Raw genomic sequence first — 5519 nt, forward strand, 5'->3', positions numbered from 1 at the left:
CTCTCACATGGGTAACCCCACACTACCATCAGCGCAAAGAGGTTTCACTTCTGAGTTCGGGAAGGGATCAGGTGGTTCACTCTTGCTATTGTCGCCAGCACAACTGTTTATGGACTTATTCGGGTCTTATTTACATCATTTGATGTATGCCTTACTTCGTACCAAATAGAATACATTAACAGGTATATCTGAGTTGAACATTGTCTTACTAACTTTCTTCTGAATCAAGCTATTTTGCTTAATATCGAATCAATTGAGCTTTTATACAACAACTGTTTGGGTGTTGTATAGTCAAGCCTCACGAGCAATTAGTATTGGTCAGCTTCACATATCACTATGCTTCCACATCCAACCTATCAACGTCGTAGTCTTCAACGGCTCTTTAGAGGACATAAAGTCCTAGGGAAATCTTATCTTGAGGTAGGCTTCCCGCTTAGATGCTTTCAGCGGTTATCCCTTCCGAACATAGCTACCCGGCGATGCGACTGGCGTCACAACCGGTACACCAGAGGTTCGTCCACTCTGGTCCTCTCGTACTAGGAGCAGATCCTCTCAAATTTCCAACGCCCACGGTAGATAGGGACCGAACTGTCTCACGACGTTCTAAACCCAGCTCGCGTACCTCTTTAAATGGCGAACAGCCATACCCTTGGGACCTGCTTCAGCCCCAGGATGAGATGAGCCGACATCGAGGTGCCAAACACCGCCGTCGATATGAACTCTTGGGCGGTATCAGCCTGTTATCCCCAGAGTACCTTTTATCCGTTGAGCGATGGCCCTTCCATACAGAACCACCGGATCACTAAGACCTACTTTCGTACCTGCTCGACTTGTGGGTCTCGCAGTTAAGCGCGCTTTTGCCTTTATACTCTACGCGTGATTTCCGACCACGCTGAGCGCACCTTCGTACTCCTCCGTTACTCTTTAGGAGGAGACCGCCCCAGTCAAACTACCCACCAGACATGGTCCTCGCTCCAGATTATGGAGCAGAGTTAGAACCTCAATATTACCAGGGTGGTATTTCAAGATTGGCTCCACCGCAACTAGCGTCGCGGTTTCAAAGCCTCCCACCTATCCTACACAAGTAAGATCAAAGTTCAATGTCAAGCTGCAGTAAAGGTTCACGGGGTCTTTCCGTCTAGCCGCGGGTACACCGCATCTTCACGGCGAATTCGATTTCACTGAGCCTCTGCTGGAGACAGCGCCCCCATCATTATGCCATTCGTGCAGGTCGGAACTTACCCGACAAGGAATTTCGCTACCTTAGGACCGTTATAGTTACGGCCGCCGTTTACTGGGGCTTCGATCAAGAGCTTCGCTTACGCTAACCCCATCAATTAACCTTCCAGCACCGGGCAGGCATCACACCCTATACGTCCACTTTCGTGTTTGCAGAGTGCTATGTTTTTAATAAACAGTTGCAGGGGCCTGGTTTCTGTGGCTGCCGATAGCTCAGGAAGCAAGTTCCATCACCGTCAGCAGCGTACCTTCTCCCGAAGTTACGGTACCATTTTGCCTAGTTCCTTCAGCAGAGTTCTCTCAAGCGCTTTGGTCTACTCGACCTGACCACCTGTGTCGGTTTCGGGTACGATTCCTGTGTAACTGAAGCTTAGAGACTTTTCCTGGAAGTATAGTATCAGCCACTTCGCTAATAAATTAGCTTGCTATCAGTTCTCAGCATAGAGTACCCCGGATTTGCCTAAGATACATGCCTACAACCTTTCACCTGGACAACCAACGCCAGGCTGACTTAACTTTCTCCGTCCTCTCATCGCATTACACAGAAGTATTGGAATATTAACCAATTTCCCATCGACTACGCCTCTCGGCCTCGCCTTAGGGGTCGACTCACCCAGCCCCGATTAACGTTGGACTGGAACCCTTGGTCTTTCAGCGAACGGGTTTTTCACCCGTTTTGTCGTTACTCACGTCAGCATTCGCACTTCTGATACCTCCAGCAGACTTCTCAATCCACCTTCATCGGCTTACAGAACGCTCCCCTACCACTTGCAATAAATTGCAAATCCGCAGCTTCGGCATATAGTTTTAGCCCCGTTACATCTTCCGCGCAGGCCGACTCGACTAGTGAGCTATTACGCTTTCTTTAAAGGGTGGCTGCTTCTAAGCCAACCTCCTAGCTGTCTATGCCTTCCCACATCGTTTCCCACTTAACTATAATTTTGGGGCCTTAGCTGGCGGTCTGGATTGTTTTCCTCTTGACTACGGACGTTAGCACCCGCAGTCTGTCTCCCGGATAGTACTCATTGGTATTCGGAGTTTGCATCGGTTTGGTAAGTCGGGATGACCCCCTAGCCGAAACAGTGCTCTACCCCCAATGGTATTCGTCCGAGGCGCTACCTAAATAGCTTTCGGGGAGAACCAGCTATCACCAAGTTTGATTAGCCTTTCACCCCTATCCACAAGTCATCCCCTGGCTTTTCAACGACAGTGGGTTCGGTCCTCCAGTTAGTGTTACCCAACCTTCAACCTGCTCATGGATAGATCACCTGGTTTCGGGTCTATGCCCAGCAACTAAACGCCCTATTAAGACTCGATTTCTCTACGGCTCCCCTATTCGGTTAACCTTGCTACTGAACATAAGTCGCTGACCCATTATACAAAAGGTACGCAGTCACCGGACACAATGCCGGCTCCCACTGCTTGTATGCATGCGGTTTCAGGATCTATTTCACTCCCCTCACAGGGGTTCTTTTCGCCTTTCCCTCACGGTACTGGTTCACTATCGGTCAGTCAGGAGTATTTAGCCTTGGAGGATGGTCCCCCCATATTCAGACAAGGTTTCACGTGCCCCGCCCTACTCGACATCATCATATAAGCCCTTTCGTGTACAGGACTATCACCCACTATGGTTGCACTTCCCAGAGCATTCCACTAGAACTTATATGACTTAATGGGCTGTTCCCCTTTCGCTCGCCGCTACTGAGGGAATCTCAATTGATTTCTTTTCCTAAGGGTACTGAGATGTTTCACTTCCCCTCGTTCGCCTTGCAACACTATGTATTCATGTTGCAATACCTACCTTATGGTAAGTGGGTTTCCCCATTCAGAAATCTCCGGATCACAGGATATTTGCCGCCTCCCCGGAGCTTATCGCAGGCTATTACGTCTTTCATCGCCTCTGACTGCCAAGGCATCCACCACATGCACTTAATTACTTGACTATACAACCCCAAACAGTCGTTAATCCCTACAAGTAGGATTAGCAACAGATCAACTAACAAGTTAGTCAATCATACAGTTGGCGTCTGTGCACTTAAGCACTGTACAGCTTCAATTAGATTCATATACCAAAACGCTTGATTCAGTTTAATCGCTAGTAAATCATCATTCTCGTAAACTCAGAATTGCTTCTTCGTTCTTAAGTTTGATGAGTTATGAACAAATTATTTCAACTCAAATATATTCTGTTAATGATTTTTCTAGCCTTCGTCAGGTCTAGAAACTGTGATAAATCACAGAACTTAATAAACTTAAACCAGATCGTTTAATTTACTAAATTCTATAATCTCTCAGCTTAATATCGTAAACGATATATGGTGGAGACTAGGAGAGTCGAACTCCTGACCTCCTGCGTGCAAAGCAGGCGCTCTACCAACTAAGCTAAGTCCCCAGCTTATCATATAGATTCAATGTCTCTGATTTCTGTTTTGCAGATGGTGGGTCTGACAAGACTTGAACTTGTGACCCCACGCTTATCAAGCGTGTGCTCTAACCAACTGAGCTACAGACCCTCAGGTACATCGTATGAAGAACAACTTGTTGTGGATTCTTACCAATCGTCAATCTTTCGTTAAGGAGGTGATCCAGCCGCAGGTTCCCCTACGGCTACCTTGTTACGACTTCACCCCAGTCGTCGGCCACACCGTGGTAAGCGTCCTCCTTGCGGTTAGACTACCTACTTCTGGTGCAACAAACTCCCATGGTGTGACGGGCGGTGTGTACAAGGCCCGGGAACGTATTCACCGCGGCATTCTGATCCGCGATTACTAGCGATTCCGACTTCACGCAGTCGAGTTGCAGACTGCGATCCGGACTACGATCGGCTTTTTGAGATTAGCATCCTCTCGCGAGGTAGCAACCCTTTGTACCGACCATTGTAGCACGTGTGTAGCCCTGGTCGTAAGGGCCATGATGACTTGACGTCGTCCCCGCCTTCCTCCAGTTTGTCACTGGCAGTATCCTTAAAGTTCCCACCCGAAGTGCTGGCAAATAAGGAAAAGGGTTGCGCTCGTTGCGGGACTTAACCCAACATCTCACGACACGAGCTGACGACAGCCATGCAGCACCTGTATGTAAGCTCCCGAAGGCACCAATCCATCTCTGGAAAGTTCTTACTATGTCAAGACCAGGTAAGGTTCTTCGCGTTGCATCGAATTAAACCACATGCTCCACCGCTTGTGCGGGCCCCCGTCAATTCATTTGAGTTTTAGTCTTGCGACCGTACTCCCCAGGCGGTCTACTTATCGCGTTAGCTGCGCCACTAAAGCCTCAAAGGCCCCAACGGCTAGTAGACATCGTTTACGGCATGGACTACCAGGGTATCTAATCCTGTTTGCTCCCCATGCTTTCGTGCCTCAGTGTCAGTATTAGGCCAGATGGCTGCCTTCGCCATCGGTATTCCTCCAGATCTCTACGCATTTCACCGCTACACCTGGAATTCTACCATCCTCTCCCATACTCTAGTCTCCCAGTATCGAATGCAATTCCTAAGTTAAGCTCAGGGATTTCACATCCGACTTAAAAGACCACCTACGCACGCTTTACGCCCAGTAAATCCGATTAACGCTCGCACCCTCTGTATTACCGCGGCTGCTGGCACAGAGTTAGCCGGTGCTTATTCTGCGAGTAACGTCCACTATCCAAGAGTATTAATCTCGGTAGCCTCCTCCTCGCTTAAAGTGCTTTACAACCAAAAGGCCTTCTTCACACACGCGGCATGGCTGGATCAGGGTTCCCCCCATTGTCCAATATTCCCCACTGCTGCCTCCCGTAGGAGTCTGGGCCGTGTCTCAGTCCCAGTGTGGCGGATCATCCTCTCAGACCCGCTACAGATCGTCGCCTTGGTAGGCCTTTACCCCACCAACTAGCTAATCTGACTTAGGCTCATCTATTAACGCAAGGTCCGAAGATCCCCTGCTTTCCCCCGTAGGGCGTATGCGGTATTAGCAGCCGTTTCCAACTGTTGTCCCCCATTAATAGGTAGATTCCTAAGCATTACTCACCCGTCCGCCGCTGAATCCTGTAGCAAGCTACTTTCATCCGCTCGACTTGCATGTGTTAAGCCTGCCGCCAGCGTTCAATCTGAGCCATGATCAAACTCTTCAGTTTAAAATCAGTAGTACCTTTAAAGGGTACCAATCTTGGCTCATCAATTTTCTGACAAATATTTCTCAAATAAACTTCGAGTAATTTCTACCATCAAATCAATGAAAATAATTTCGATTGATCAATCAGTAAAAATCCACACAAGTTGTTCTTCATAATCTCTTAATGATCTT

General features: G+C 48.3%; 2 tRNA genes and 3 rRNA genes. All 5 read right to left on the minus strand.

Annotation, left to right across the window (positions count from 1 at the left end):
* A 5S ribosomal RNA gene (rrf, locus tag SKM54_RS12275) occupies window positions 1-99 on the minus strand; the annotation flags it as partial.
* Between the two features lie 188 nt (window positions 100-287).
* Window positions 288-3182: ribosomal RNA gene (locus SKM54_RS12280) — 23S ribosomal RNA — on the minus strand.
* A gap of 373 nt (window positions 3183-3555) precedes the next feature.
* Window positions 3556-3631, minus strand: a tRNA-Ala gene (locus tag SKM54_RS12285).
* 44 nt (window positions 3632-3675) lie between these two features.
* Window positions 3676-3752: transfer RNA gene (locus tag SKM54_RS12290), tRNA-Ile, on the minus strand.
* Between the two features lie 60 nt (window positions 3753-3812).
* Window positions 3813-5349: ribosomal RNA gene (locus SKM54_RS12295) — 16S ribosomal RNA — on the minus strand.
* Between the last annotated feature and the right edge of the window lie 170 nt (window positions 5350-5519).

The sequence above is a fragment of the Acinetobacter faecalis genome (assembly GCF_034187745.1).
Taxonomy (GTDB): Bacteria; Pseudomonadota; Gammaproteobacteria; order Pseudomonadales; family Moraxellaceae; genus Acinetobacter; species Acinetobacter faecalis.